We start from the raw sequence: 21,540 nt of genomic DNA on the forward strand, positions 1-21,540 counted from the left end.
CAAGCCCGCTCCCACGCTGTCAGCAGTGGGCCCTCATTCGTGGGAGCGGGCTTGCCCCGCGATGAGGCCGGCACCTTCAGCGCGTTAATGTCTGAACAGCCTGCTCTGCCTGATCCAGTTCCATCTCATTGAACACCAACACTCCCTCGCGCCGCAGCAGCGCGGTGGTCACCCCTTCGCCCGGCACCTTCACCCCACTGAAGCTGCCATCGTAGGTCAATCGGTTACCGCACGAAGGGCTGCCAGACTTGAGCACCGCCACCCGGATGCCATGCCGTCGAACCAACGCCAGGGCCAGCTGAGCACCCGCCAGAAACGCCTCGCTGACATCCTCACCCGACACCGCGATCACTCGCGCCTGACCGGCAAGTACCTGCGCGCCCTGCCCGCCCGGAATCTCCGCCGGCGGACGCGGGGTCGGCAAACCACCGGCCACCTCTGGACACAACGGCACTACCCGGCCCTCGGCCTGCCAGCGTTGCAGCAAATCCGGATGGCCGCTGGCGCGTCCGTCATAGCGAACCGGCTGGCCGAGCAGGCAAGCGCTGACCAGCACCTTGGCGCACTCAGAACGGCTCATTGCCACGTCGCCGGAACCAGCCGGTCAAGGACAGTCGATCTCGCCTGGCTGCCAATACTTCGTGGGGGATATCCCCGGAAAGGAACACCACCAGGGTGCCCGCCGTAGGCTGCACATCGCGCACGACCTCATCGGCAAGGAACATGCGCAGCTCCCCACCATCGCCGGGCTGCCAGTTTTCATTGAGGTAAAACACCGCCGAGACCGCCCGTCGATCGTCATCACGGAAGCGGTCCAGGTGCCGGCGGTAGAAGGCCCCTGGTGGATACAGGGCGAAGTGGCACTCATAGTCCTCAAGACCGATGAACAACCCCTGGTTGATCGCCAGGCGCAGCTCATCCATGGCATCGAGATACTGATCGCAGACGTCAGACTCGCCCGGGTCGAGCCATAAGATGTGATCGCCACGGATCGCCTCGCGAACCTCTTGGGCAGCGCCGCGCCCAACCCCGGCGGGGTTGAGTTCGCCTTCGGCAGCGCGGCGTCGGCATTCGGTCGCCAGTGCGCGAACCAGGTCGGCAGGCAGGAAGTTGGCCTGCTCAGACCAGCCACGGGTGGCCAGGTCATCGACAACAGCCGACAGCATGGGAGATTCGAGAGTATTGTGCATGGCGCATCATATCCATTCGCCCAGCCCCCCTCCAGCGCCACTTGGCTGACGTTCGTCATTGCGTCTCGACAAACTCACGCCACGCCACGGACAATAGCGCACTGCCGACAGGAGTCCTGAATGCGCCGTTTGTTTTCCCTGCTCTTGCTGATGATCTGCACCATGCCTGTCTGGGCAGACACCCTCGATCAGCTGTACAAGGCCGCCGGCTGGCCCGACCAGCGCGCCCATTTCACCGATGCCGTGAGCGCCGCCCAACAGCGCTACCGCAATAGCCTGCCGCCTGCGGTTTACCAGGCGTTGGTGAGCAACAGCAACCAACGCTTCCAGGCCCAGGCCATGGACCAACGGGCCCAGGCCCAGCTGCGCAGCAACCTGAGCAATCCGGCGCCCGCCCTGGCCTTCTTCCAGTCGCCGCTGGGGCGCAAGGTGGTGGCCGCCGAGCTGCTGGCCACACGCAAGGACCAGTTGGCGAAAAACGCCAAGGGCCTGCCGAAGATCCAGGCCAGTGACACTCGTCAGTTGATCATCGGCCACCTGGCCCAGGCCCTGCCGGCCCGCGAAGCCGGCGCTGAAGTCAGCCTGGCGATTGCCGGGGTCGCCGCCGACAGCCTGAGCTCGATGATTCCCGGCCTATTTGGCGCAGGGCAAGCCCAGGGCCTGCTCGACGGCCAGCGCCAGCGGCTGATGAACCAGATCGGCGAAGACCTCAACAACACCCTGCTGTACGTTTACCGCGACCTGAGCGATGCCGAGCTGGAACAGTTCTCGACCTTCGCCGAATCGGCAGAGGGCCAGGCCTACTACAAGGCCGCGCTGGCCGCAGTACGCGCTGGCCTGGCGGTCGGCCAGAGCGCCAACGACCTCAAGTGATCAGCCAAGGCGCTGATCGATGAAGTCGAAGTAGCGCTGACGAATGGCCGGCAGCTCGTTGGCCAGATGATGCCGCGCCTCAGGCAGCATCAGGATTTGCGGCTCAGCGAACTTGGCCTTGAGCACCTTGAGGTTGTAGGGCCAGTCGACCGTACCATCGGCCTCCCCTTGCACGATCAACGGCCGCCGCGCACTGCGCGGCGCGGCCTCGATGCGTTTGACCCAAGCCATCAGCGCCCCGACCCAGGCCGTGGGCAGACGGCGAGGCTGCAGCGGGTCGGCTTGCAGAAATGGCAGGAACGCCGGGTCGTTGCTGTTTTCGCTGAAACGCCGCTCGATGCCGTTGACGAAGTGACGCAGCACCCGATAACTGAGCTTCGACCAGCGCCAGGACTGTGGACGTACCAGCGGCGCCAGCAGGATGACCTGACCATCCACCGGGCTGCGCTCGCCGCTGTAGAGCAAATGATCGACCGCAATCGCGCCGCCGGTACTCTGCCCGCACAAGTGCCAAGGCCGGGGCAGATCAAGGCCCCGCGCTTGCTCGAACAAGGCGTCCAAGGTCTGCTGGTAGAGGGCAAAATCAGTGATGCTGGCCCGCTCGCCGCTCGATAGCCCGTGCCCTGGCAGGTCGCAACTGATCACCGCGTAGCCCTGGCCCAGTGCCCATTCGATCACGTGGCGATACAGCCCCATATGGTCGTAGTAGCCGTGCAGCAGCAACAGCGTCGCCACCGGTTGCAGCGGCAGCCAGACCTGCCCGACCAGTTCGAAGCCTCCGGCATTGAAGCCCCCCAACCAGCTCTGCACCGGCAGGTCCAGGCCATAGAAGCGCTGATACTCCAAGGCCTGCGTCGATAACGGATGGCGCTCGGTCAAGGGGGCCAGACTGGCACGCAGCAGGTCGGGATGCAGTGAAGCGGGCATGGGGTAAATCCACAGCGATATTGACCTGTGATATTCAGCTTATGCTCGCGACATGGCAAGCTGAGCGCCCCTTAACAGATACCACCGCTCCTACAGGGTTCTGCGGCGGCCACTGGTCTACGGACAACCCATGCCGACACGATCCATCAAGATGCTGCTGGGCACGCTCACGGCACTACTCTGCGCCGCCGTTGTGTGGTGGGCCTACGACAGCTTCCAATCCCGCTACCTGCGCCCCTTCGACAATCAAACCACCCTGTTCGACGGCAGCCCGCTACGCCTGCCCGCCGAACTCGCCGGACCTGGACCGATTCGCGTGGTGCACTTCTGGGATCCGGCCTGCCCGTGCAACGTCGGCAACCAGCAGCACCTGAGCGAACTGATCGAGCATTTCACACCGCTGGGGGTCAACTTTCATCTCGTGCAAAGGCCGGGCAGCCAGGGTCAGCTGCCCGCCGACCTTGCTCGTCTGCAGTTGATTGCCAACCTCCCAGGCAACGAGCAACTACCCGCCAGCCCCGCCGTGGCCATCTGGGACCGTCAAGGGCGGCTGGCCTATTTCGGCCCTTACAGCGAAGGGGCGGTGTGCAATTCCAGTAACAGTTTCATCGAGCCGATCCTCAAGGCGCTGCTGGAAGGCCGCCAAATACAGGCCTCCAACACCTTGGCCATAGGGTGTTATTGCCCCTGGCAAATAGCGCCGACGCAATAAATATGTACCGCATTAGCGGCTCAAGGCAGACCTAGCTTAGGAATCTCCAAAACGAGGAGAACTGTATGGCTAGCCAACGCTTCAGCAACCTGTCCCCCGCCAGTGCAAACCAGGATCGGTCTCGGGCAAATCAAAACGAAAGACAGCAGTCTCGAATCAACCGGCAATTTGAGCAGAGCAACCAAAAGCTCCAGCAACTGGTTGCCACTCAGAAGCAATACATAGACGCCCGTTCAATGTTGGCGAACCTGCTCAGATCCCTCGACGACCCCGCTCACTTCGCTGGCGAGCCCGAGCGGCAAATCTCCGACCTGATCAAGGCCCGCACCAGCCTGCGTGAACTAGCGTTCCAAACTGCGTTGCGCGCGCAACTATTGCAGAGTGAACCCGCCAGCATCGATTTAGCCTTGCGTCTGCAACGGCGTCCGTTGCCGAACGATCGCAGGCAGGAGCTCACGGAACTCAGAGCCCGAATCACCAACGTCCTCGACAATCATCTGAGCGCATGGCCAAACGAGAGCGAAATGGCGGACGCGCTGCAAACCATGGCTGCACGGGCTATCAATAGTGCATTCGACCAGCAGGCCTCACTCGCCACGCTAAGCAGCTCCGTCACCTTCAATGCCTGGACTGCCAGCACCTCTCATGCATTGGTGCTGGCAACCTCGCGTGGCGGCATCGCCCACTTCGAATCGGTTTGGGGGCGCCTCGCTGAGTCGCTGCAAAGCCTTGCCCCGCGCCTTCGAGAGCAAGCGCTAGATACCAATGACAGGCAGGCAACCTTGATGCGCTACTCGGCGCGACTGGGCGATGGTGGGCGCATGGGCATCAGCGTACCGCTGTCATACATGACCCCAGGCACAAACCTTGCCCAACAAGCTAACCAGCTGATCGACCAAACCCTGGCTCTGCAGTTGCACATGCAGGTTGCAGCAGTTGCCGAACAGACTGAGGTGGCACTGGTAGCTACCGGCAACACGCGCGATGTGCGTGTACGCCAGGCCCTGTGGGATGCTGACCTGGGCGCCTATCGCTTCAACAGCGAAGGCCCAGGCTTGGCTAGCGTTCGGTGGCACCCGACCACACCACCGTCCAGCCTGCCGACCATCGATCCCGAGACCGGCAACGCCATCGCACCGCCGCCAATCGACGAGGAGGTGCAAACCCACTTCCCAGGTAGCATCAGCGTGCCTCGCGAGCCGGATATTCGCAGGGTGCTGCCAACGAGCGAAGCGCAGATCGATGACTACGTCATCACCTTCCCTGCCGACTCGGGGCTGGCGCCGATCTATCTGATCCTGCGCAATCAGCTGTAGCCCCTCGCAGCCCTGCGGCCGACACCGCAGGGCTCTTAGCTTCAGCCGCGCACCCGCGCCGGATTGCCTACGACCGTCGCCCCCGCCGGTACATCACGGGTCACCACGCTGCCAGCTCCGACCACGGCATTGTCGCCAATGGTCACGCCCGGCAGGATGATCGCCCCGCCGCCAATCCAGACATTATTGCCAATGGTCACCGGCCGTCCGCTTTCCAGCCCGGTGCGGCGCACTTCAGGGTCCATAGGGTGATCGGCAGTGTAGATCTGCACACTGGGGGCGATCTGGCAGTCGTTGCCGATGCGCACCGGCAGGACGTCGAGGATCACGCAGTTGAAGTTCATGAAGGTGTTCGCACCCACGCTGATGTTGTAGCCGTAGTCGCAGAAGAACGGCGGGCGGATAACCACCCCTTCGCCAACACCGGCAAAGTGTTCGACCAGCAATGCATGCCTACCGTCGTTGAGCAGCTCGGCGCTGTTGTTGTAGCGCTGCATCCAGTGTTTGTTGGCGATCTGCTCCGCCTGTAGCTCGGGGCAGCTGGCGTGGTAGAGCTGACCGCTGAGCATTTTCTGTTTTTCGCTTAGGGACATGGAAACTCCTTTCGGGACTATTCTCTGATCGCGAATCCGTCGATGATCGGACCACAGTTTGCCCCCGAATGCACAAGGAGTCTTGATGAAACGCAGCCTGAGCGTGTTGGCCATCGTCATCGCCGTGGCCGCTGGCGCCGGTTACTGGTACGTACAGGGCAAGCAACCGCAGCGCACCGGCGAAGTGGTGATCAGCGGCCTGCAAGCGCCGGTCAGCGTGCGCTATGACGCCCGCGGCGTACCGCACCTGCAAGCGCAGAATGAAACCGACCTGTACCGCGCACTGGGCTATGTGCATGCCCAGGACCGGCTGTTCCAGATGGAGATCATGCGCCGCCTGGCGCGGGGTGAACTGGCCGAAGTGCTGGGCAGCAAATTGCTGCCCACCGACACCCTGTTTCGCAGCCTGCGTATTCGCGAGCAGGCTGAACGCATGGTCCAGCGCCAGGACCGTCAAGGCCCGGCCTGGAAGGGCCTGCAAGCCTATCTGGATGGGGTCAACCAATGGCAGGCCAGCCACCCCAAACCCATGGAGTTCGACATCCTAGGCATCCCTGCACGCCCCTTCACCGCCGAAGACACCCTGAGCATCGCCGGCTACCTGGCCTATAGCTTTGCCGCGGCGTTTCGCACCGAGCCTGCACTGACCTACATTCGCGACCAGCTCGGTCCTGAGTACCTGAAGATCTTCGACCTTGACTGGCAGCCCGACGGCGCCCTCGCAACGCCCCTGGCCAGTGCCGATTGGCGCAGCCTGGAGCAGTTGGCGCGGCTCAGTCACGACGCGCTGGGCGAGTTAGGCATCCCGCAGTTCGAGGGCAGTAATGCCTGGGCCATATCAGGCAGCCGCACGCGCAGCGGCAGGACGCTGCTAGCGGGCGACCCCCACATCGGTTTCGCCGTGCCAGCGGTGTGGTATGAAGCCGAGCTCTCTGCCCCAGGCTTCAACTTGTATGGCTATTTCCAGGCGCTAAACCCCTTCGCGCTGCTGGGCCACAATCGCGACTTTGGCTGGAGCCTGACCATGTTCCAGAACGACGACGTCGACCTGATCGCCGAGAAGGCCAATCCGGCCAATGCCGAACAAGTCATGATCGACGGCCAGTGGCAAACGCTGCAGCAGACCCAGCAGCAGATCGCGGTCAAAGGTGAGGCACCGGTGGATATCACCTTGCGTCGCTCGCCCCACGGCCCGATCGTCAATACCGTGCTGGGCGAAAACGCCGGACCTGCTCCAATCGCCATGTGGTGGGCCTTCCTGGAAACGGAAAACCCGGTGCTTGAAGGCTTCTACCAGCTCAACCGGGCCGATACCCTGGGCAAGATGCGTTTGGCGGCGGTGAAGATCCAGTCACCAGGGCTCAATCTGGTATGGGCCAACGCCCGCGGCGATATCGGTTGGTGGGCGGCAGCGCAACTGCCGATCCGTCCCGATGGGGTCAACCCGGCGTTCATTCTCGACGGCAGCAGCGGTCAGGCACAGAAGCTTGGTTTCTACCCCTTCAGCGTCAACCCGCAACAGGAAAACCCGGCGAGCGGCTACATCGTCTCGGCCAACTACCAGCCACCTGCCGCCGTGCCAGTGCCCGGCTACTACAACCTGGCCGACCGCGGCCGCCAACTCGACCGTCACCTGGCCAACCCTGAGGTGAAGTGGGACGTGGAGAATAGCCAGGCACTGCAACTGGACACCGCCAACGACTATGGCCCGCGCACTCTAGCGCCACTGCTGGCGACCCTGCGCAGCGTTGCCCAGGGCGATCAGGAGAAGGAGCTGGTTGAACAGCTGGCCGCTTGGCGCGGCGACTACCCGCTGGATTCAACCAGCGCCACGCTGTTCAACCAGTTCCTTTACGAACTCGCGTATGCAGCGTTGCATGATGAGCTGGGCGACAGCTGGTTCCCGGTGCTGATCAGCACCCGCGCCATCGACGCCGCCTTGCCGCGCCTGGCCGCCGATGCCGACTCGCCCTGGTGGAATCAGCGCGGCGCCAACCAGCGTACCGACCGCGTTGCCATCGTTCGTCAGGCCTGGGGCAAAAGCCTGGCGCACTTGCGTGAGACCTTCGGCAAGGACCCGGCCAACTGGCAGTGGGGCAAGGCCCACACCCTGACGCACGGCCATCCGCTGGGGGTGAAAAAACCGCTGAATCTGTTGTTCAACGTCGGGCCGTTTGCCGCACCGGGCAGCCATGAGGTGCCGAACAATTTGTCGGCGAAGATTGGTCCGGCGCCTTGGCCGGTGACTTATGGACCGTCGACACGGCGGGTGGTGGATTTTGCCGATGCGGGGCAGGCAGTAAGTATCAACCCAGTGGGGCAAAGTGGAGTGCCGTTCGACAAGCATTATGCTGATCAGGCCGAGTCCTACATTGAGGGGAGATATTTCCGGGCAAAGATGGGAATTGTCCCCGCACAGAGCACGCTTCGACTGGTGCCTACTAAGTGAGTAACGGGTATCGACTGCTCTAAACGCTAGCAAGCTAACCCACCTCCCAGCGAACAACGGAATAGTGCATGCACAAGCAATTCATTGAAATCGATGGCGCAAGGATGAGCTACATCGATCAGGGCCATGGCTTCCCAGTGCTACTTGGCCACAGTTATTTGTGGTCTGCAGACATGTGGCAGCCACAGATCGAAGCGCTTTCAAAGCATTTCCGGGTGCTGGTTCCTGAGCTCTGGGGGCACGGCGACTCCGACACACCACCATCAACTACCGTGGACATGAATGCACTGGTGCGCCAGCACTTGGCATTTCTCGACGCGCTGAACATTTCCAAGTGCCATTTGGTCGGTTTGTCGGTGGGTGGGATGTGGGGTGCTCCATTGGCAATCGAGCAACCCGAACGGGTTGATCGTTTAGTGCTGATGGATACCTACCTGGGCGCCGAGCCTGAAACCACACGTCAGCAGTACTTTGCGCTGCTGGAAGCGGCCAATGCGGCGGGAGAATTCAGCGATCAACTGCTGGACACGATTGTGCCGATCTTCTTTCATGCCGGTGGACAGACCGTGCCCTCAATTCGCGAGCGGTTTCGCGCCCAGCTCAAGGGGCGCAGCGCACAAGCGCTACACAGTAGCCTCGTTCCTATCGGCCGATTGATATTTGGTCGCCCCTCTTGGTTACCACGGTTGAGCGAGCTGCCGGCAGAACGCACCATCATTCTGTGTGGCGATCAGGACACCCCGCGCCCCCCTACGGAGGCCAACGAAATGGCAAGATCGATCAATTGCCTGGCCGCGCTCATACCCCAGGCGGGGCATATCTCCAACCTGGAGAACCCTGAAGCCGTCAATGCGTTTCTCTTGAACTGGTTGCCCCGCAATAGCTTCTGATTCAGCGACCTGAAGGTTTTCTCGCAACGCTCGGTGTGTGTCGAAAACCGCGCTGACCTGCACTTTGAAAGTGGGCCGCGAAGCGGCCCGGTTTTCCGATCACCCCTGCCACTTGCCGCCTTCGACAATCACGCTCTCAGGCTTGGTGTCATCAGACAGCTCTTTACGCACATACTGGTCATACAGCTTGAGCAGGAATTTCTCCTCACCCAACTTGGCCAGCTCGGCATTGACCCAATCGCGCAGCTCGGTGTTGCCCTTCTTCACCGCCGGCGCAATCGGCGCTTCCTCACCCAGCAGCTCCGGCAACACGCGATAGCCCGGATTCTGCTTGGCCCAGCTGAACAGAATCAGGTTGTCCTGGGCGTAAGCATCGCCACGGCCGTTGGCCAGGGCCTGCAGCGATTCGCTGTTCTTCTCGAACTTGAGCAGTTTCCAGTCCGGATGGTTCTTGGTCAGCCAGATGTCAGCGGTAGTCCCGGTGGTGACGATGATGGTCTTGTCCGCCAGGTCATCGAGCTTCTTCACCGCGCTGCCGTCAGCCACGATGGCCTGCACCGCGACGCGCAGGTTGGGATTGGTGAAATCCACCGCTTCCTTGCGCTCCGGGGTCACGGTCATGTTGGCCAGGATCAGGTCGACCTTGTCGCTCTGCAAAAACGGAATACGACTGGCCGGCTCGACCGCGACGAATTCCACCTTGTTCTCGTCGCCCAGCAGATCAAGGGCCAGACGCCGGCCGATATCGGTATCGAAGCCCACATAACGGCCGCTTTCATCGACGAAACCGAACGGCGGTTTGTCGGTGAACACACCGACGATCAGCTTGTCGCGGGCCTTGATCACTTCCAGGTAGCTGGTGGCCGGCGCCGGGGTTGCCGCGCCGGGTTTGGCCGGCTCTTCAGCCTTGTTGCAGCCGGCCAGCAGGGCCAGGCCGAACAACGGCGCCAGCAGTTTGGTGAGGTTGGCAGTTTTCATGACAGTTCCTTTTCTAATGTCTTCGGCAGGCTTTCGACGAAGGAGAATTTCTCCAGGAACTGCTGCGCGCGTGCGGTTCGCGGTTGGGTGAAGAAGCTCTCGGGGTCGCTTTGTTCAAGGATCCTGCCGGCCTCCATGAACACGATGCGATCGGCCACCGCGCGGGCGAAGGCCATTTCATGGGTAACGATGAGCAGGGTCATGCCGTCGCGGGCCAACCCTTGGATAACTTGCAGCACTTCCTTGACCATTTCCGGATCGAGCGCGGCGGTGACTTCATCGAACAGCATCACCTGCGGATTCATGCACAACGAACGCACGATCGCGATGCGCTGCTGCTGACCGCCGGACAGCTGGCGCGGGAAGGCGTCGCGCTTGTCCAGCAAGCCAACCCGCGCCAGCAGTGCTTCAGCCTGGGCCTGGGCTTCACCGCGCTGGCGCTTCTGCACCTTCAGCGGGCCAAGCAGCAGGTTGTCGATCACGCTCATGTGGCCGAACAGGTGATAGCTCTGGAACACCATGCCGACCCGTTGGCGCACCTGGCGCCAGTTGGTGCCCGGTGCAAGCAGTTCTTGGCCTTCCAGGCGCAAGTGGCCGCTGTGGGCCTGTTCCAGGCCATTGAGGCAACGCAGCAAGGTGCTCTTGCCGCAGCCGCTGGGGCCGAGGATTACCACCACTTCGCCGGCGTGAACCTGCAGGTCGACATCTTTGAGTACCTGCTGCTCGGCAAAGTATTTGTTGAAGCCTTGGAATTCGATCAGTGCGTTCATGCGTGGGCCCAGCGACGTTCCAGCGCGCGCGAGGCGGCGGACAGCGGATAGCAGACAAAGAAAAAGAACAGGAACAGCGCGCCATAGATCAGCACCGATTCGTAGGTGCGTTCGATGATCTGCTGGCCGGCCTTGATCACCTCGACCACGCCGATCAGCACCGCCAGCGAGCTGGTCTTGATGATCCGCGTGTAGATGTTGATGGTCGGCGGGGTCATGCGCTTGAGCGCCTGCGGCAGCAGCACGTAGCCATACAACTGCCAGCCGGCCAGGCCAATCGACAGCCCCGCCTCACGCTGGCCACGCGGCAGCGACTGCAATGCACCGCGCACCACTTCCCCCACTTCGCTGGCGCCCCACAGGCCCAGCACCAGCACCGCACACCAGAAGCTGGGGATGCTGATGGAAAAGAAGATCGGCAGGCCGAAAAACACCAGGTACAACCAGACCAGCACCGGGATCGCCCGGAATAGTTCCAGGTACACCTGCAACAGCAGGTTCAGCAGCCGGTTGCCGACAGTGGCGAGCACGCCATAAAGCACCCCACCCAAGGTCGCGAAGACAATTCCCAGGGCCGAAATAGCCAAAGTTTGCCCTGCCCCAGCCGCCAGTTGCGGCAGCGAGATCAGCAGCAGCTCAGGAGCCGAACTGGCCATGTTGCAGCCTCCGTTCGACATAGCGCAGCAGCAGCGACAGCGGCAGGAACAGCAGCACGCAGAGCAAGGTCAGCACGGCCAGCATTTCATAAGTCTTGTAGTACAAGGCGATGTAGTTCTTGGTGGTGTAGAGAATCTCCGGCACCGCTACCGCCGAGACCACGGTGGTCTCCTTGAGCAGGAAGATGAAGTTGGCGAACAGCGCCGGCAAGCTGAGGATGCCAGCCTGGGGCAGGATCACATGGCGCAGCAGCTGGCCCTCGGACAAACCAATCGAGCGCCCCGACTCCAGCTGTGCGCGCGGCACCGCCTCGACACCCGCACGCAGGACTTCGGTCAGGTAGGCACCGCCCATGAACGTCATGGTGATGATTGCCGCGGCAAAGCCGGACACCTTCACCCCAAGGGTGGGCAAGGCGAAGTAGATGAAGAACAGCTGGATCAACAGCGGCGTGTTGCGCGCCAGTTCCACGTAACCCTTCACCAGGCGCCACAGGTAGGGGGTGCGAAACACCAGGATGGTGGCGTTGATCACGGCCACCAGCAACGAGGTGGCGATGGCGATCAGGCCGACTTGCAAGGTCACGCCAACGGCTTGGAAAAACGCCGGCAAGGTGCTGAGCATGAACGCGGTGTCGAAGGTCATGGCTGGCGCCTCGACACGAGGTTGCAGGGGTACGGCATTGGAGTCATTCCCAGTCGGCGCGAGGGTCACTCGGCGTCGTTGTCAATCAAATCAAGGGGTGCGGGTAAGCACGCTGGGTAGACTCTAAAGGTATAAAAAACTTTCTCTAAATACCCTTATTGCATATTGATATCACTTGATGGGCTAACCAGAAATTTCCTACCTAAGCTTGGGATCTTTCATGGAAAAAGTACCTCAAACAGGTTTCAAACTGTGACCTGCACGGCCCATCACACCAACAAGGACGATAACGATGAACAGCCCCTGCACCCCGACTTCGAACGAACAACTTCAGTGGTTGCTGGCTTTGCGCAAGGCCCTTGCTGGACAGCGCTGATTCCTGTTTGTCAGGTTAGGCCCTATCGCGGGGCAAGCCCGCTCCCACGCAGTAATCCAACGTTCAAAACATCGCGTGGGAGCGGGCTTGCCCCGCGATAGGGCCGGCACTGACAACCCAGCACCCCCGGCACAAACAAAAACGCCGACGCAAATGCGTCGGCGTTTTTCATACGGGATGACCCAGGCGTATCAGAACGCCGGCAGCACCGCACCGCTGTACTTCTTGGCGATGAATTCCTTCACCTCTGGGCTGGTCAGGGCCTTGGCCAGCTTCTGGATGGCGTCGCTGTCCTTGTTGTCAGGACGCGCCACTAGGAAGTTCACGTAAGGCGAGTCGGCACCCTCGATCACCAGGGCGTCCTTGGCTGGGTTCAGGCCAGCTTCCAGGGCGTAGTTGGTGTTGATCATGTCCAGGTCGACCTGGTCCAGCACACGCGGCAGCATGGCCGATTCCAGCTCGCGGAACTTCAGCTTCTTCGGGTTCTCGGCGATGTCTTTCGGGGTCGCCAGGGCGTTCTTCGGATCTTTCAAGGTGATCAGGCCAGCCTTCTGCAGCAGCAGCAGGGCACGGCCGCTGTTGCTCCCTTCGTTAGGGATGGCAACGGTGGCGCCTTCCTTGAGCTCGCTCAGGCTCTTGACCTTCTTCGAGTAGCCGCCGAAGGGTTCGACGTGCACGCCGATCACGGTTTCCAGGTGGGTGCCCTTGCCTTCGTTGAAGTTCTGCAGGTAAGGCAGGGTTTGGAAGTAGTTGGCGTCCAGACGCTTCTGGTCGACCTGCACGTTCGGCTGAACGTAGTCGGTGAAGACCTTGATCTGCAGGTCGACGCCTTCTTTGGCCAGGGTCGGCTTGATCAGCTCGAGGATCTCGGCGTGGGGTACCGGCGTTGCGGCAACTACCAGTTTTTCAGCCGCGTGGGCCAGGCCAGTCAGCGACAGGGCAGCAGCCAGGGCCGCAGTCAGCAGGGATTTCTTCATGGTGATCCTTAATCAAGCTGGGCCATCGGCGATGGCAATGTTGGGTGCCCAGCGCAGGCTGCGGTGGACGTGAGGCGGACGATACCGGGATTTTTTATTCCGGAACAATATCTTTTGCTTAGCTACTTATTCCAAAAACAAACTGCCATTACCGCGTTTGCTTATGAGCGGCTACGCGCCGCTCTAGCGCGCAGGTTGCTCAAGGTTGGCCAGGGCGTTTTCCAGCAGCTGGCGCAGGGCGGCGGCGGTTTCTGGCTCGCGGCTACTGCTCAGTTGTGCCAGCTGGGCAGCGAGGCTGGCCAGCGGCGCGGTGTCGGGCAGGTCGAGATGCTCGGGGAGAATTTCCTCGCCGTCGCTGACCAGCAGCGCGAAGTGAATGACATTTTCCAGCTCACGGGTATTGCCCGGCCAGCTGTGAGCTTCCAGTGCCTGTTGCGCTTGCTCGCTGATCAGCGGCAGCGGCCGCTCCAGGCGCACGCTATAGATCCCGACGAAGTACTCGGCCAACGGCAGGATGTCGCCGACCCGCTCACGCAACGCCGGCAACTCCAGTTCGCCTTCATGGAGGTAATGATACAAGCGCTCATTGAAGCGCCCCGCCCGGACCGCCAGGCCAAGATCGATGCTGGAGGCGGCGACCAGGCGCACATCCACTGGCTGCGGATGCTGCGCACCGACGCGGGTGACTTCACGATTTTCCAGGGCGGCGAGCAACTTGCCCTGGATGGCCAGCGGCAGGTCGGCGATTTCATCCAGATACAGCGTGCCGCCATTGGCCGAGCCAAACCACCCCGCGCGGCTGCTGGCGGTGCCGCCGTGGGTGCCAGCGCTGTAGCCGAATAACTCGGCATCGGCGTAGGTGTGGCTGATGGCCGCGCAATTGACCGAAACGAACAGGCCGCCACGGTCGCTGGCCCGGTGGATCTGCCGCGCCAGCAGCTCTTTACCGGTACCGGTCTCGCCACGGATCAACACCGGCAACGGCTGTGGCGCCAGGCGCTCAAGGTCTTGGCGCAGCTGCTGCGAACGTGGGTCGACGAACACCAGCGCCTTGGCGCGGATGCTCAGCGGGCTTTTATCCAGTTCCGGGAAGGTCAGCAGGGGCTGGCCGAAAGGGCTGTGAAAAGTCATGACAAACTCCCGCCCGGGGCCGCTACCGGCCGGGCGTCTCAGGCATTGTGTGGATAACCGCCGGATCAGGCGCGGCGCAGTGCGCGTTGCTCGATTCGGCCCTGCAGGCGGTAGAGGTAAGCGAAACCCTGCTCCCAGCGCTCATGGCCGGACTTGACGTTGATATGCCCGGCATTGGCCAGCAGGCCAACCTCGGCACCCCACGACTGGGCCAGGTACAACGCTCGCGGCACGTTGACCGCCGGGTCGTTGTCGGAGCTGACCACTTGGCTAGGGAACGGCAGCGCCTGCATCGGGATCGGCGCAAAATTGCGCAGCGCCGGCGCGCACGTGGGCCGCTCGACATCAGCCGGGGCCACCAGCAAGGCACCGCGTACCTGGCGCAACAAGGCTGGGCTGGCCTGCGCCGCCCAATGGGCAACCGTGATGCAACCCAGGCTATGGGCGATGAGAATCACCGGCGAGCTGTCGGCGCCAATCGCCTGCTCGAGTGACTGCACCCAATCGCTGCACAGCGGCGTCAACCAATCGTGCTGCTCGACCCTGGCGCTGTTGGGCAGGCTGCGTTGCCAGTGACTCTGCCAATGATTGTCTGGCGATCCTTGCCAGCCCGGCACAATCAGGTACCGAATCGACTCATTGCGCATGGGGGACGCCTCCTGGAAGTTTGCGTGCTTGCAGACAAGTATAGGGAGGGAGTTATATTCGTAAAGGAATAAGAAGCTATTTATTTATAACTTATCTTCATCTTTAAGCTAAAAAAGAAGGGCCATCCCCTGCCAAGAGATATGGCCCTGAAGCACTTGCCTGAAGAAGGTTTGCCGATCAGCGCGCGGTAATCACCGCCAGCTTGGTAATGCCAGCACGCTCGATGGCCGCCATGGCCCGCGCCACCTCGCCATAGTTGACGCCGTCGTCAGCCTGCAACTGCACGCGCAGCTCGGCATCCTTGGCCTTGGCATCCTTGAGGTTGGCTTCCAGCAGGTCGGGCTGGATTTCATCCTTGTTGATGAACAATTTGCCGCCGCCATCGATGCTCACCACCAGCGGATCCTTCTGCTCCACCGGGGCTACGGCCTCGGTCTTGGGCAGGTTGATCGGGATGGCGTTGGTCAGCAGTGGCGCGGTGACGATGAACACCACCAACAGCACCAGCATGACGTCGACCAGTGGCGTAACGTTGATTTCACTGAGGACTTCGTCGCTGTCCTGGGTCGAGAAGGCCATATCAGGACGCCTCCTTCACAGGCTGGGTGAAACCAGTCTGGGCCTTGTGCACAGCAGGGTGGACCAGCACGCGGAAGGCACTCTTCTGCGCCAGGCTGTAGAAGTCGTGGGCAAAATCATCGAGGTCGGCGGCGGTCAGCTTGAGCCGGCGCAGGAAGTAGTTGTAGACCAGCACCGCAGGCACGGCGACGGCGATACCGACACCCGTGGCGACCAACGCCGCACCGATCGGACCGGCCACGGTTTCCAGGCTGGCCGAGCCTGCCGCACTGATACCTTTAAGCGCTTCCATGATCCCCCACACAGTGCCGAACAGGCCAATGAACGGTGAGGTGCTGCCGATACTGGCAACCACTGCCAAGCCGGTTTCCAGCGAGCGGCGCTCGCGCACGATCTGTTGGCGCAGGGCACGTTCGAGGCGGTCCTGATGGTTGATCGACTGGCTCAGGTCGCTGGCATGGCCTGGCTCCCCCACCGCGATAGCCGCGTAGCCGGACTGAGCGACACGGGCAGCAGGGCCGGGCAGTTCATGGCTGATTTCTGCAGCTGAATCGAGGCTTGAGGCGGCCCAGAATTGCTGATGAAAGCGTTTGTCCTGGTTCTTCAAGCGCACGAACTGCACCACCTTGACCAAGGCCAGGCCCCAGGTGACGACAGAGAAGCCAACCAGCAGCCAGATGACTGCGCTTTCTACGGATTCGAGAGGGGATGCCAACAGGCTCATGATGAAGTCTTCCTATGTTCTGCCAATGTTCTGTTCAGGTGCGTATTAACGAAGCTTGAAATCGATCGGGACACTGACCCAGCCGGCCTGGGCCACATCACCCTGCTTGGCGGGGACGAAGCTCCAGCGCTTGACCGCAGCCAACGCGGCGGCGTCCAGCGCATCGCGGCCGCTGCTCTTCTGGATCTGGATCTGCCCCGGCTTGCCGCTGGCCAGTACCTCGACCCGTAGCAGCACGGTGCCTTCCCAGCCGCGGCGCTGGGCCATCTGCGGATACTCCGGCGCCGGGTTCTTCAGGTAGGCGGCGTTGGCCGATGGCGGCGTGACCGGCGCTGGAGCAGGCGGCGCCACTGGCGCGGGCGCGGCGACGGGTGGCGGCGGCGTTTCGACCGGCTTGGGCGCGGGCTTGGCCACAGGCTTGGGCGCGGGCTTGGGTTTAGGTTTTGGCACTGGCTTGGGTGCCGGCTTGGCTGCCAACTCGTCGACTACTGGCGGCGGTGGCGGCTCGACGATTGGCGGCGCAGGCGCAGGAGGCGGCGGCTCGACCACCGGTGGCGCCGGTGTGGCGAACTCGATGGTCATCGGTGGAATCTGCGGCGGCACCACTGGCAACGGTGGGGTTGGCGACTGGCTGACCCAGTAAGCGGCGGCGCCGTGCAAGGCCACGACCAGCAAGGCCAGGGCCCATTTGTCGCGGCGCTTGAGGCCGCTGACCGGCGTGCGTTGCAGGCGCAGTTGGCCGAGCGGCAGGCGAAGCGTCCGTCCAAGCTCGACCAGGTCGCCCGGGGCCGGACGCCATGGCTGGTCGTAGGCCCTGACGGCCGACTGGACATTACCCATTGATCAAACTCCTGGGGTGTTGATTCAGGTCTTCAGCCCTCCTTGGGTGGGCCTCGTGGCTGAATCATCGACGCCAGACGCTTATCTCTGAAAGTAATGTTTAAAATTAAAGCTAGATCGTTATCGAATATATAAAACTAGCTATTGCCGCCATGCCGCGTAATTCAAGGGCTTGCGGGCGGCAGTTGCAAAGTGATGCTTTATCGGCATTTCAAATATTCACCCAAGGCATCAGATCTTGCGAGGGCTGCGCCCTCGTTCGCGGGCAAGCCCGCTCCCACAGGGTACAGCGGCGCCCTCGACAACGACGCGGTGCCTGTGGGAGCGGGCTCGCCCGCGAAGGGCCGCAAAGCGGCCCCAAAATGGTCCAGACAATAAAAAACCCGGGCATTCACCCGGGTTTCGTATTCAACTGGCAGCTCAAATATCCGCCACCTTCTGCCAAACCTTGGGCCGGAAGAACAACGTCTCCCCGCGCGCCAGCCCGGTCAGGCTGTCGTGATCCTTGACCACCTCGGCCTCGATCAGCTCGCTCTGCCCAGCCACTTTCAAGGTCACCCGAGTGGTCGCGCCCAACGGCCGAATATCACGCACCTCAGCCGCATGATGGCCCTCGGTCTCATGCCGCGACAGCGACACCTCGTGCGGGCGGAACAGCACGTGGTTACCCTCGCTCAGCGCCAGGCGGTTCGAATCACCGAGGAAGTGATAGACAAAATCGTTGGCCGGCTGCTCATACACCTCACCCGGCGAGCCAATCTGCTCGATCACACCCTTGTTCATCACCACGATGCGGTCGGCCACTTCCATCGCCTCTTCCTGGTCGTGGGTCACGAACACCGAGGTCAGGTTGATGTCCTCGTGCAGCCGCGCCAACCAGCGACGCAGCTCCTTACGCACCTTGGCATCCAGCGCGCCGAACGGCTCGTCGAGCAGCAGCACCTTGGGCTCGACCGCCAGGGCGCGAGCCAGGGCAATACGCTGGCGCTGGCCGCCGGACAGTTGCTCGGGGTAGCGGTCGGCCAACCAGTCGAGCTGGACCATGTTCAACAGCTCATGGACCTTCTCGGCGATCTTGCTCTCGCTCGGCCGCTCGCCCTTGGGCTTCATGCGCAGGCCGAAGGCGACGTTGTCGAACACGCTCATGTGGCGGAACAGGGCGTAGTGCTGGAACACGAAACCGACGTTGCGATCACGCACGTCATGCCCAGAAACGTCCTCGCCATGGAACACGATGCTGCCATCATCCGGCGTCTCCAGGCCGGCGATGATCCGCAGCAGGGTGGTCTTGCCGCAGCCGGAGGGGCCGAGCAACGCCACCAGCTCACCGCTGTGGATATCCAGGTTGATGTTGTCCAGGGCCTGGAAGCTGTTGAAGCGCTTGCTGACGTTACGAACTTCGATCGACATGAATTATTCCTCCGCTGCGCTTTGGCGCAGGCGGTTAATACGGTTCTCGCTCCACTGCTTGAGCAGCAGGATGAAGAGCGCCAGGATCAGCAGCAGGCTGGCCACGCTGAAAGCTGCGACGTGGTTGTATTCGTTGTAGAGGATCTCGACGTGCAGCGGCAAGGTGTTGGTCACCCCGCGAATGTGCCCGGAAACCACCGACACCGCACCGAACTCGCCCATCGCTCGCGCAGTACACAGCACCACGCCATAGATCAGGCCCCATTTGATGTTCGGCAAGGTCACGTGCCAGAACATCTGCCAGCCGTTGGCGCCGAGCAGGCGCGCGGCCTCCTCTTCCTGCGTGCCCTGCTCCTGCATCAGCGGGATCAGCTCACGGGCCACGAACGGCACGGTGACGAAGATGGTCGCCAGGACGATACCCGGCAGGGCAAAGACAATCTGGATATCGTGATCCTGCAGCCACGGCCCGAACAGGCCCTGGGCGCCGAACATCAGCACGTAGACCAGGCCGGCGATCACCGGCGAGACCGAGAACGGCAGGTCGATCAGCGTCACCAGGATGCTCTTGCCGCGGAAGTTGTACTTGCTCACGCACCACGCGGCGCTGACGCCGAATACCAGGTTCAGCGGCACCGAAATGACCACCGCCAACAAGGTGAGCTTGAGGGCCGACAAGGCATCGGGCTCGAAGATCGCTTCGAAGAACGTGCCAAAGCCATTCTTCAGTGCCTGCGACACGACGATGACCAGCGGCAACAGCAGGAACAACGCAAACACCAGCCAGCCAAGGCCGATCAGCACACGCCGCGAAGTGGCACTGCCACGGCGGGCGGCGTTGGCGGCGGCCGCCGCGCCAATAGTTGAACTAGACATGAGCCGGGCCTCCTTCAAGGGGTTTCGATGCGCCGCTGCAACAAGTTGATCAGCAGCAGCAGGATGAAGGAAACCACCAGCATCAACACGCCGATGGCAGTGGCGCCGGTGTAGTCGTATTGGTCGAGCTTGACCATGATCAGCAGCGGCAGGATCTCGGTCTTCATCGGCATGTTGCCGGCGATGAAGATCACCGAGCCATACTCACCCACACCGCGGGCGAAGGCCAGGGCGAAGCCGGTCAACCAGGCCGGCAGCAGTGCCGGCGCAAGGATGTAGCGGAACACCTGCAAGGGTTTCGCGCCCAGGCATGCAGCGGCTTCTTCGACCTCCCGCGGGATGTCCGCCAACACCGGCTGCACGGTCCGCACCACGAACGGCAGGGTGACGAAGGTCAGGGCCAGGGTGATGCCCAGCGGGGTATAGGCGATCTTGAAGCCCAGGTCGGTGGCGAACTGACCGACCCAGCCAGCCGGTGCGTACAGCGCGGTCAGCGCAATACCGGCCACGGCTGTGGGCAAGGCGAACGGCAAGTCGATCATCGCCTCGATGATCTTGCGCCCAGGAAAGGTGTAGCGCACCAGCACCCAGGCCAGCAGGGTACCGATCACGCCATTGATGATGGCGGCGAACAGGGCGGTGCCGAAACTCAGCTTGAGCGCGGCGATGACCCGCGGCGCACTGATGATGTTCCAGAGCTGCTCCCAGGTCAGCTGCGAGGCATGAATGAACATGGCCGCCAGCGGTATCAGCACGATCAGGCTGAGGTACACCAAGGTGTAGCCCAGCGTCAGCCCGAAGCCGGGTATGACGGGGGAAATACGACGTGACATAAAGGTCCCTGGTTGAACGCACGAAGCCCGGGACGAGTCCCGGGCCAGTACAGGCTACTGAAGGGTGTTGCTCCCGAGAGGCACTGTAAGGGTGACTTACTGCGCCTGATAGATCTGGTCGAACACGCCACCATCGTTGAAGAACTTAGGTTGTGCAGTCTTCCAGCCACCGAAGTCCTTGTCGATGGTTACCAGATCGAGTTTGGGGAATTGCTTGCCAAATTCGGCGGCGACTTTCTCGTCACGTGGACGGTAGAAGTTTTCTGCGGCGATCTTCTGCCCAGCTGGGCTGTACAGGTGCTTGAGGTATTCCTCGGCGATCTTCTCGTTACCCTTTTTCTGCGCGTTCTTGTCGACCACAGCCACTGGCGGCTCGGCGAGAATCGACAGCGAAGGCACGACGATTTCGAACTTGTCGCTGCCGCCATCTTCCTTGAGCGCCAGGAACGCTTCGTTTTCCCAAGCCAGCAGGACATCGCCCTGGCCGTTGTTGACGAAGGTGATGGTCGAGCCACGCGCGCCGGTATCGAGCACCGGAACATGCTTGAACAGCTCCTGCACGTAAGCCTTGGCTTTGTCTTCGCTACCACCGGTTTTCAGGCCGTAGGCCCAAGCGGCGAGGAAGTTCCAACGCGCACCGCCGGAGGTCTTCGGGTTCGGGGTGATCACCGAAACGTCTTTCTTGATCAGGTCGCCCCAATCCTTGATGCCTTTCGGGTTGCCCTTGCGCACCAGGAACACGATGGTCGAGGTGTAAGGGGTGCTGGCGTCTGGCAGGCGGCTCTGCCAGTTCTCTGGCAGGGTCTTGCCGAGCTTGGCGATTTCGTCGATGTCGCCGGCCAGGGCCAGGGTCACGACGTCGGCGCGCAGGCCGTCGATCACTGCCCGGGCTTGTTTGCCCGAGCCACCGTGGGATTGCTGGATCTTCACCTTGTCGTCCGGGTGAGCCTGTTGCCAGTGCTTGATGAACTCGGCGTTGTATTGCTGGTACAGCTCACGGGTCGGGTCGTAGGACACGTTCAGCAGTTCGTAGTCCTTGGCGATTGCGGAACCGGCAAAAACGGCACTGGCCAGGGCGGCAAGCGCATAACGGCGGATGGACATGGTGAAGCTCCCGATTGGCATTTTTCTAATTAGTAAGTGAGG

General features: G+C 61.9%; 23 protein-coding genes. 5 read left to right on the forward strand and 18 right to left on the reverse strand.

Going from position 1 to position 21,540, the window contains the following annotated elements:
• Positions 1-76: 76 nt before the first annotated feature.
• Both OIU19_RS22045 and OIU19_RS22050 read right to left on the reverse strand, forming a co-directional pair.
• Complete coding sequence (locus OIU19_RS22045; RefSeq protein WP_264236786.1) at positions 77-580, reverse strand: DUF523 domain-containing protein; 504 nt, start codon at positions 578-580, stop codon at positions 77-79.
• The gene (locus OIU19_RS22050) at positions 567-1,190 is read right to left on the reverse strand and encodes a 2OG-Fe(II) oxygenase (RefSeq protein ID WP_264236787.1); all 624 of its coding nucleotides are present in this window, start codon (positions 1,188-1,190) and stop codon (positions 567-569) included. The genes OIU19_RS22045 and OIU19_RS22050 overlap by 14 nt, the downstream gene beginning before the upstream one ends.
• Positions 1,191-1,310: 120 nt before the next feature.
• On the opposite strand from OIU19_RS22050, the gene OIU19_RS22055 reads away from it, so the two are divergent.
• Complete coding sequence (locus tag OIU19_RS22055; RefSeq protein ID WP_186555887.1) at positions 1,311-2,063, forward strand: DUF2059 domain-containing protein; 753 nt, start codon at positions 1,311-1,313, stop codon at positions 2,061-2,063.
• Here OIU19_RS22055 and OIU19_RS22060 read toward each other — a convergent pair whose 3' ends face one another.
• Complete coding sequence (locus tag OIU19_RS22060; RefSeq protein ID WP_264236788.1) at positions 2,064-2,990, reverse strand: alpha/beta hydrolase; 927 nt, start codon at positions 2,988-2,990, stop codon at positions 2,064-2,066. It abuts the gene before it with no gap.
• A gap of 130 nt (positions 2,991-3,120) precedes the next feature.
• On the opposite strand from OIU19_RS22060, the gene OIU19_RS22065 reads away from it, so the two are divergent.
• Both OIU19_RS22065 and OIU19_RS22070 read left to right on the forward strand, forming a co-directional pair.
• Positions 3,121-3,702 (forward strand): DUF6436 domain-containing protein, encoded by a 582-nt coding sequence (locus OIU19_RS22065; protein ID WP_264236789.1) that lies wholly within the window; start codon positions 3,121-3,123, stop codon positions 3,700-3,702.
• Between the two features lie 236 nt (positions 3,703-3,938).
• The gene (locus tag OIU19_RS22070; RefSeq protein ID WP_264236790.1) at positions 3,939-5,018 is read left to right on the forward strand and encodes an S-type pyocin domain-containing protein; all 1,080 of its coding nucleotides are present in this window, start codon (positions 3,939-3,941) and stop codon (positions 5,016-5,018) included.
• Positions 5,019-5,059: 41 nt separating this feature from the next.
• Here the strand turns inward: OIU19_RS22070 and OIU19_RS22075 are convergent, their stop codons facing one another.
• Entirely contained in the window at positions 5,060-5,611 is a 552-nt protein-coding gene (locus OIU19_RS22075) for a sugar O-acetyltransferase (protein ID WP_264236791.1), read from the reverse strand.
• Positions 5,612-5,696: 85 nt separating this feature from the next.
• Between OIU19_RS22075 and OIU19_RS22080 the strand changes: the two genes are divergently transcribed.
• Entirely contained in the window at positions 5,697-8,060 is a 2,364-nt protein-coding gene (locus OIU19_RS22080) for a penicillin acylase family protein (RefSeq protein ID WP_264236793.1), read from the forward strand.
• A gap of 68 nt (positions 8,061-8,128) precedes the next feature.
• Positions 8,129-8,950 carry an alpha/beta fold hydrolase gene (locus OIU19_RS22085; protein ID WP_264236794.1) on the forward strand — a complete coding sequence of 274 codons (822 nt, stop codon included), beginning with the start codon at positions 8,129-8,131 and terminating at the stop codon, positions 8,948-8,950.
• 99 nt (positions 8,951-9,049) lie between these two features.
• On the opposite strand, the gene OIU19_RS22090 is transcribed toward OIU19_RS22085, so the two are convergent.
• From OIU19_RS22090 to OIU19_RS22155, 14 genes are all read right to left on the reverse strand, one after another.
• Positions 9,050-9,928: a transporter substrate-binding domain-containing protein gene (locus tag OIU19_RS22090; RefSeq protein WP_264236795.1), complete on the reverse strand. Its 879-nt coding sequence runs from the start codon at positions 9,926-9,928 to the stop codon at positions 9,050-9,052.
• On the reverse strand, positions 9,925-10,698 hold the full coding sequence (locus OIU19_RS22095; protein WP_264236796.1) for an amino acid ABC transporter ATP-binding protein: 774 nt from the start codon (positions 10,696-10,698) through the stop codon (positions 9,925-9,927). The genes OIU19_RS22090 and OIU19_RS22095 overlap by 4 nt, the downstream gene beginning before the upstream one ends.
• Positions 10,695-11,354, reverse strand: coding sequence for an amino acid ABC transporter permease (locus OIU19_RS22100; RefSeq protein WP_264236797.1), 660 nt, complete (start codon positions 11,352-11,354; stop codon positions 10,695-10,697). The genes OIU19_RS22095 and OIU19_RS22100 overlap by 4 nt, the downstream gene beginning before the upstream one ends.
• Positions 11,335-12,000, reverse strand: coding sequence for an amino acid ABC transporter permease (locus OIU19_RS22105; protein ID WP_186555878.1), 666 nt, complete (start codon positions 11,998-12,000; stop codon positions 11,335-11,337). Before OIU19_RS22105 ends, OIU19_RS22100 begins: the two co-directional genes overlap by 20 nt.
• Before the next feature lie 567 nt (positions 12,001-12,567).
• Positions 12,568-13,353 carry a MetQ/NlpA family ABC transporter substrate-binding protein gene (locus tag OIU19_RS22110; RefSeq protein WP_186555877.1) on the reverse strand — a complete coding sequence of 262 codons (786 nt, stop codon included), beginning with the start codon at positions 13,351-13,353 and terminating at the stop codon, positions 12,568-12,570.
• Between the two features lie 183 nt (positions 13,354-13,536).
• Positions 13,537-14,484 (reverse strand): sigma 54-interacting transcriptional regulator, encoded by a 948-nt coding sequence (locus OIU19_RS22115; RefSeq protein ID WP_264236798.1) that lies wholly within the window; start codon positions 14,482-14,484, stop codon positions 13,537-13,539.
• Positions 14,485-14,549: 65 nt separating this feature from the next.
• On the reverse strand, positions 14,550-15,131 hold the full coding sequence (locus OIU19_RS22120; RefSeq protein ID WP_264236799.1) for an alpha/beta hydrolase: 582 nt from the start codon (positions 15,129-15,131) through the stop codon (positions 14,550-14,552).
• Between the two features lie 178 nt (positions 15,132-15,309).
• Positions 15,310-15,711, reverse strand: a complete 402-nt coding sequence (locus OIU19_RS22125; RefSeq protein WP_186555874.1) for a biopolymer transporter ExbD — start codon at positions 15,709-15,711, stop codon at positions 15,310-15,312.
• A 1-nt stretch (position 15,712) separates the two neighbouring features.
• On the reverse strand, positions 15,713-16,435 hold the full coding sequence (locus OIU19_RS22130; RefSeq protein WP_186555873.1) for a MotA/TolQ/ExbB proton channel family protein: 723 nt from the start codon (positions 16,433-16,435) through the stop codon (positions 15,713-15,715).
• Between the two features lie 45 nt (positions 16,436-16,480).
• On the reverse strand, positions 16,481-17,275 hold the full coding sequence (locus tag OIU19_RS22135; protein WP_264236800.1) for an energy transducer TonB: 795 nt from the start codon (positions 17,273-17,275) through the stop codon (positions 16,481-16,483).
• Positions 17,276-17,695: 420 nt separating this feature from the next.
• Positions 17,696-18,685, reverse strand: a complete 990-nt coding sequence (locus OIU19_RS22140) for a sulfate/molybdate ABC transporter ATP-binding protein (RefSeq protein ID WP_186555871.1) — start codon at positions 18,683-18,685, stop codon at positions 17,696-17,698.
• 3 nt (positions 18,686-18,688) lie between these two features.
• Positions 18,689-19,561 carry a sulfate ABC transporter permease subunit CysW gene (cysW, locus tag OIU19_RS22145; protein ID WP_186555870.1) on the reverse strand — a complete coding sequence of 291 codons (873 nt, stop codon included), beginning with the start codon at positions 19,559-19,561 and terminating at the stop codon, positions 18,689-18,691.
• A 14-nt stretch (positions 19,562-19,575) separates the two neighbouring features.
• Positions 19,576-20,394 carry a sulfate ABC transporter permease subunit CysT gene (gene cysT, locus OIU19_RS22150; RefSeq protein WP_264236802.1) on the reverse strand — a complete coding sequence of 273 codons (819 nt, stop codon included), beginning with the start codon at positions 20,392-20,394 and terminating at the stop codon, positions 19,576-19,578.
• A gap of 96 nt (positions 20,395-20,490) precedes the next feature.
• Positions 20,491-21,498, reverse strand: a complete 1,008-nt coding sequence (locus OIU19_RS22155) for a sulfate ABC transporter substrate-binding protein (RefSeq protein WP_264236803.1) — start codon at positions 21,496-21,498, stop codon at positions 20,491-20,493.
• Positions 21,499-21,540 lie beyond the last annotated feature (42 nt).

Source organism: Pseudomonas sp. BT-42-2 (genome assembly GCF_025847435.2).
Classification (GTDB): Bacteria; Pseudomonadota; Gammaproteobacteria; order Pseudomonadales; family Pseudomonadaceae; genus Aquipseudomonas; species Aquipseudomonas urmiensis.

What these genes read in the sequence shown, in the direction of transcription:
- OIU19_RS22045 (WP_264236786.1), bottom strand. Translation starts at nt 580, where the DNA reads ATGAGCCGTTCTGAGTGCGCCAAGGTGCTGGTCAGCGCTTGCCTGCTC.
- OIU19_RS22050 (WP_264236787.1), bottom strand. Translation starts at nt 1,190, where the DNA reads ATGCACAATACTCTCGAATCTCCCATGCTGTCGGCTGTTGTCGATGAC.
- OIU19_RS22055 (WP_186555887.1), top strand. Translation starts at nt 1,311, where the DNA reads ATGCGCCGTTTGTTTTCCCTGCTCTTGCTGATGATCTGCACCATGCCT.
- OIU19_RS22060 (WP_264236788.1), bottom strand. Translation starts at nt 2,990, where the DNA reads ATGCCCGCTTCACTGCATCCCGACCTGCTGCGTGCCAGTCTGGCCCCC.
- OIU19_RS22065 (WP_264236789.1), top strand. Translation starts at nt 3,121, where the DNA reads ATGCCGACACGATCCATCAAGATGCTGCTGGGCACGCTCACGGCACTA.
- OIU19_RS22070 (WP_264236790.1), top strand. Translation starts at nt 3,939, where the DNA reads ATGTTGGCGAACCTGCTCAGATCCCTCGACGACCCCGCTCACTTCGCT.
- OIU19_RS22075 (WP_264236791.1), bottom strand. Translation starts at nt 5,611, where the DNA reads ATGTCCCTAAGCGAAAAACAGAAAATGCTCAGCGGTCAGCTCTACCAC.
- OIU19_RS22080 (WP_264236793.1), top strand. Translation starts at nt 5,697, where the DNA reads ATGAAACGCAGCCTGAGCGTGTTGGCCATCGTCATCGCCGTGGCCGCT.
- OIU19_RS22085 (WP_264236794.1), top strand. Translation starts at nt 8,129, where the DNA reads ATGCACAAGCAATTCATTGAAATCGATGGCGCAAGGATGAGCTACATC.
- OIU19_RS22090 (WP_264236795.1), bottom strand. Translation starts at nt 9,928, where the DNA reads ATGAAAACTGCCAACCTCACCAAACTGCTGGCGCCGTTGTTCGGCCTG.
- OIU19_RS22095 (WP_264236796.1), bottom strand. Translation starts at nt 10,698, where the DNA reads ATGAACGCACTGATCGAATTCCAAGGCTTCAACAAATACTTTGCCGAG.
- OIU19_RS22100 (WP_264236797.1), bottom strand. Translation starts at nt 11,354, where the DNA reads ATGGCCAGTTCGGCTCCTGAGCTGCTGCTGATCTCGCTGCCGCAACTG.
- OIU19_RS22105 (WP_186555878.1), bottom strand. Translation starts at nt 12,000, where the DNA reads ATGACCTTCGACACCGCGTTCATGCTCAGCACCTTGCCGGCGTTTTTC.
- OIU19_RS22110 (WP_186555877.1), bottom strand. Translation starts at nt 13,353, where the DNA reads ATGAAGAAATCCCTGCTGACTGCGGCCCTGGCTGCTGCCCTGTCGCTG.
- OIU19_RS22115 (WP_264236798.1), bottom strand. Translation starts at nt 14,484, where the DNA reads ATGACTTTTCACAGCCCTTTCGGCCAGCCCCTGCTGACCTTCCCGGAA.
- OIU19_RS22120 (WP_264236799.1), bottom strand. Translation starts at nt 15,131, where the DNA reads ATGCGCAATGAGTCGATTCGGTACCTGATTGTGCCGGGCTGGCAAGGA.
- OIU19_RS22125 (WP_186555874.1), bottom strand. Translation starts at nt 15,711, where the DNA reads ATGGCCTTCTCGACCCAGGACAGCGACGAAGTCCTCAGTGAAATCAAC.
- OIU19_RS22130 (WP_186555873.1), bottom strand. Translation starts at nt 16,435, where the DNA reads ATGAGCCTGTTGGCATCCCCTCTCGAATCCGTAGAAAGCGCAGTCATC.
- OIU19_RS22135 (WP_264236800.1), bottom strand. Translation starts at nt 17,275, where the DNA reads ATGGGTAATGTCCAGTCGGCCGTCAGGGCCTACGACCAGCCATGGCGT.
- OIU19_RS22140 (WP_186555871.1), bottom strand. Translation starts at nt 18,685, where the DNA reads ATGTCGATCGAAGTTCGTAACGTCAGCAAGCGCTTCAACAGCTTCCAG.
- cysW (WP_186555870.1), bottom strand. Translation starts at nt 19,561, where the DNA reads ATGTCTAGTTCAACTATTGGCGCGGCGGCCGCCGCCAACGCCGCCCGC.
- cysT (WP_264236802.1), bottom strand. Translation starts at nt 20,394, where the DNA reads ATGTCACGTCGTATTTCCCCCGTCATACCCGGCTTCGGGCTGACGCTG.
- OIU19_RS22155 (WP_264236803.1), bottom strand. Translation starts at nt 21,498, where the DNA reads ATGTCCATCCGCCGTTATGCGCTTGCCGCCCTGGCCAGTGCCGTTTTT.